We start from the raw sequence: 3775 nt of genomic DNA on the forward strand, positions 1-3775 counted from the left end.
GTTGTGCTGAATTCGCCGGCCTCTTCGCGAGCAGGCTCGCTCCCACGGTTGGAATGCATTGCCCCTGTGGGAGCGAGCCTGCTCGCGAAGGGTCTTCACATTCCACCAACAATTGCGCGCTTCCCCGCCACCCGACCCTATGGCAACTTGGCGGCCCTTGATGAGGCTGCAACCCATGGCAAACCCCTACCGCGAATTGTTCACCGCCCCCGGTGCGCGAAATTTTGTTCTCGCCGGAATGATCGCGCGCATGCCGATTTCCATGACCGGCATCGGCGTGATCACCATGCTCTCGCAGCTCAAGGGCGGATACGCGCTGGCGGGTGCGGTGGCGGCGACGTTTGCCCTGGCCACGGCGTTTTGCGCGCCGCAGGTGTCGCGTCTGGTCGATCGCTTCGGTCAGGGCAAAGTACTGCCGATGTCGGCGTTGATTGGCGGCGGGGCGTTGCTGATGTTGCTGTTGTGCACGCGCTTGCAGGCGCCGACCTGGACGCTGTTCATCTTCGCCGCACTGGCCGGGTGCATGCCGAGCATGTCGGCGATGGTGCGCGCGCGCTGGACCGAGATCTATCGCGGTCAGCCGCAATTGCAGACCGCCTACGCACTGGAATCGGTACTCGATGAAGTCTGTTTCATCGTTGGTCCGCCGCTGTCGGTCGGCTTATGCGTGGCGGTGTTTCCCGAGGCCGGGCCGTTGGCGGCGCTGCTGGCTCTGGCGGTCGGCGTCACCGCGTTTGTCGCCCAGCGCAGCACCGAGCCGGCGGTACATCCGCACGAAACCCATCATCAGGGCTCGATCATCGGTTCGACGGACGTGCAGCTGTTGCTGGCGCTGATGATCGCCATGGGCATCATCGTCGGTGTGGTGGATGTGGTCAGCGTCGCCTTCGCGCAGCAGCAGGGCCAACCGGCAGCGGCGAGTATTGTGTTGTCGGTGTATGCGATCGGCTCGTGTCTGGCCGGTATCGCTTTTGGCGCGATGCGTTCGAAACTGCCGTTGCCGCGGCTGTTTCTCTACGGCGGGGTGGCGACGGCGGTGACCACGCTACCGCTGTTGCTGGCGAGCAATATTGTCGGCTTGTCGCTGGCGGTGTTTGTCGCAGGACTGTTTTTCTCGCCGACACTGATTGTCGCCATGGCCCTGATCGAACGTATCGTGCCGCCAGCCAAACTCACTGAAGGCCTGACGTGGCTGGTGACGGGGTTGAGTATCGGCGTGGCGATCGGTGCTGCAGGCTCCGGTTGGCTGGTGGATGTCTTCGGCGCCCGCAGCGGATTCTGGCTGGCGATTGCCGCCGGGGCGGTGGTGTTGGGTTCGGCGGTGCAGAGCTATCGCCACCTGAAATAACCCTGGCACTTTCTATCTGATGAAAAACCTTTGTGGCGAGGGGATTTATCCCCGATGAGCCGCGAAGCGGCCCCAAACCCGGCCAACTCTTTCCTTCAGCAGTACCGAGCCGGGTGAGTTTGCGAGGGCTGCGCAGTCGATCGGGGATAAATCCCCTCGCCACAGAATCATCCACACAGACATCAGGCGGGTTACCAACCCCGGCCCGAATTCACCCAGAAATTCACCGACAGCGACGTCGACACCGACTCCACCTGATGGAACCAGCCCTCCGGCAAAAACAGCAGGTCCCCGGCCTCCAGCGTCACGCGCAGAAATGTCACATCGCGTGCCGCAGGAAAACGCTGGTAGTCCGGCGCGTCGGGGTTGAAATCGCAGCCATCCAGGCCACCCTTTGGCGCCGTCGACCACGTGCCCAGCGCCTCGCGGTGATGCGGGGCGGCGAGGGTGAACTGCTTCCGGCCCCAGACCTGGGCAAACAGATTATCGGTGTCGTCGCGGTGCAGTGGGGTCAGCGTGCCTTTGGGACCGATCCAGATCCGTGGCGCAATGAACAACGAAGCATCGAAGTAGGGCGGGTACTTGATCTGCTGCAGCAATTGCGTCGGCAGGATGTTGTTGCCCATGTAGGCCGGCGGTTCGCCGTCAGCACGTTTGACTGCCGGTTGATCCAGAGAGGCAATGAATTCGGCCATCGACGTCGAGCGGAAATCACGTTCGGTGGAAAAGGTTTTTTTCACGTAATCGCCGTGGCGGGTGATGCCCTGCAGTTCGGCGAAATGCACCAGTGATTCTTCGCGACTGAGCTTGAACAGCGGCCAGTCGTGCAGTGCATTGCTGATCACCACCGGAATGCCATTGGGCAAATACCTGCTTTTGAATTCGCCAACCGACAGTTCGCCGCGCGCGTGGCGCTCGACGCGGGTCTGGGTCGGCAGGCCGGCGGTGAGTTGTTCACTGAAGCGTGGCGGGGTCGGGTAGCGCTTGTTCATGTCGACCTTTTGCGCCACCGCGCCACCGCGCATCGCATGCTCGATGATCTGCGGCAGCAGCGTCGCCAGGCCCATGTTGCCGCCGATCTTCAGGCGCCCGCTGGCGAACAGTTCTTCGACATTGAGCCTGCCGCCCATGATCCCGAGAAAATCGCCCTCGGCCACTTCAATGGTCACGTCGGGGCTGGCGTGGCGCCCGGGCGCGGTGCGACTGCTGGCCTTGACCTCCGACCAGTAGGCCAGCTGCGGACCAAACACGAATTGGAAAACGCCTTCGATGCCGACGGCACCGGCGTTGGCGAACAACTTGCCCAGGATGCTCTGCAGGTCCACGGTGAATCCTCATTATTGGTTTTGGCCTGAACGGTTAACGAGCGCCTGTTTGGGGGATTTACCGGCGCGCGACTAATTTGCCGGGCGCGTAATCCGTTTCTCTCTACAGACAAAATTTTCGAGGAAGGCCGGGTGAACAAGCTGACCCTGCTGTGCCTGCCGTACTCCGGCGCCAGCGCCATGGTCTACAGCCGCTGGCGGCCAAAGCTGCCGCAATGGCTGCAATTGCAACCGGTGGAACTGCCGGGGCGCGGCGCACGTTTCGACGAGCCGCTGCACACTGATATGCGTGCGCTGGCGATGCAATTGGCCAAGGAATTACGCCCGAAGCTCAAGGCGCCGTATGCGTTGTTCGGTCATAGTCTGGGCGCGTTGCTGGCCTGTGAAATCGCTCACGCCCTGCGCGTTCTGGGGTGTCCGGAGCCGGTGGCGCTGTTTGCCTCCGGCACGGCGGCGCCGACGATGCGCGCCGATTACGATCGCGGTTTTGCCGAGCCGAAAACCGACGCCGAGCTGATCGATCAATTGCGCACACTCAACGGCACCAGCGAAGAGGTGTTGGCCAATGCCGAGCTGATGAGCCTGACCCTGCCGATCCTGCGTGCGGATTTCCTGCTCTGCGGCAAATTCGAGCCGTTGCAGCGGCCGTTGCTCAACTGCCCGGTGCATGTGCTTGGCGGCAAGGCTGACCGCGCGACCACCGAGCAACTGATCGGCTGGAGCAAGGAAACCCGAGGCAGCTTTTCGGTGGACATGCTCGCCGGCGGGCACTTTTTCATTCATGAGCATGAAGCCAAAGTGCTCAAGGTGATCAAGGATCAACTGGAAGTGCATCACCGGCGCCACACCATGGCCTGACCACCGCATGACCTGATGTGGGAGCGGGCTTGCTCGCGAAAGCGGTACTTCAGTTATTGCATCGTTGACTGACACACCGCTTTCGCGAGCAAGCCCGCTCCCACATTTGATCTGTGTTAATGGAAAAAGCCGCTCTACCGCCCGCCTGACAGTTGTTCTCATTCGCTAATTTTTCCGGTCTGCATTCGTTTTATAGGGACGACGTGCCTTTGTGCTTCCTGCCTACTGATCCGGATGCTGAGAA

3 protein-coding genes are annotated in these 3775 nt (G+C 61.7%); 2 read left to right on the forward strand and 1 reads right to left on the reverse strand.

The features are described from left to right. Positions 1-175: 175 nt before the first annotated feature. Positions 176-1348, forward strand: coding sequence for an MFS transporter (locus QMK55_RS23005; RefSeq protein ID WP_320330015.1), 1173 nt, complete (start codon positions 176-178; stop codon positions 1346-1348). 191 nt (positions 1349-1539) lie between these two features. Here the strand turns inward: QMK55_RS23005 and QMK55_RS23010 are convergent, their stop codons facing one another. Beyond that, positions 1540-2673, reverse strand: a complete 1134-nt coding sequence (locus tag QMK55_RS23010) for a cupin-like domain-containing protein (protein WP_320330016.1) — start codon at positions 2671-2673, stop codon at positions 1540-1542. A 132-nt stretch (positions 2674-2805) separates the two neighbouring features. Here QMK55_RS23010 and QMK55_RS23015 point away from each other — a divergent pair, with 132 nt between their 5' ends. Beyond that, on the forward strand, positions 2806-3531 hold the full coding sequence (locus QMK55_RS23015) for a thioesterase II family protein (protein WP_320330017.1): 726 nt from the start codon (positions 2806-2808) through the stop codon (positions 3529-3531). Positions 3532-3775 lie beyond the last annotated feature (244 nt).

The sequence above is a fragment of the Pseudomonas sp. P8_229 genome, assembly GCF_034008635.1.
Lineage (GTDB): Bacteria > Pseudomonadota > Gammaproteobacteria > Pseudomonadales > Pseudomonadaceae > Aquipseudomonas.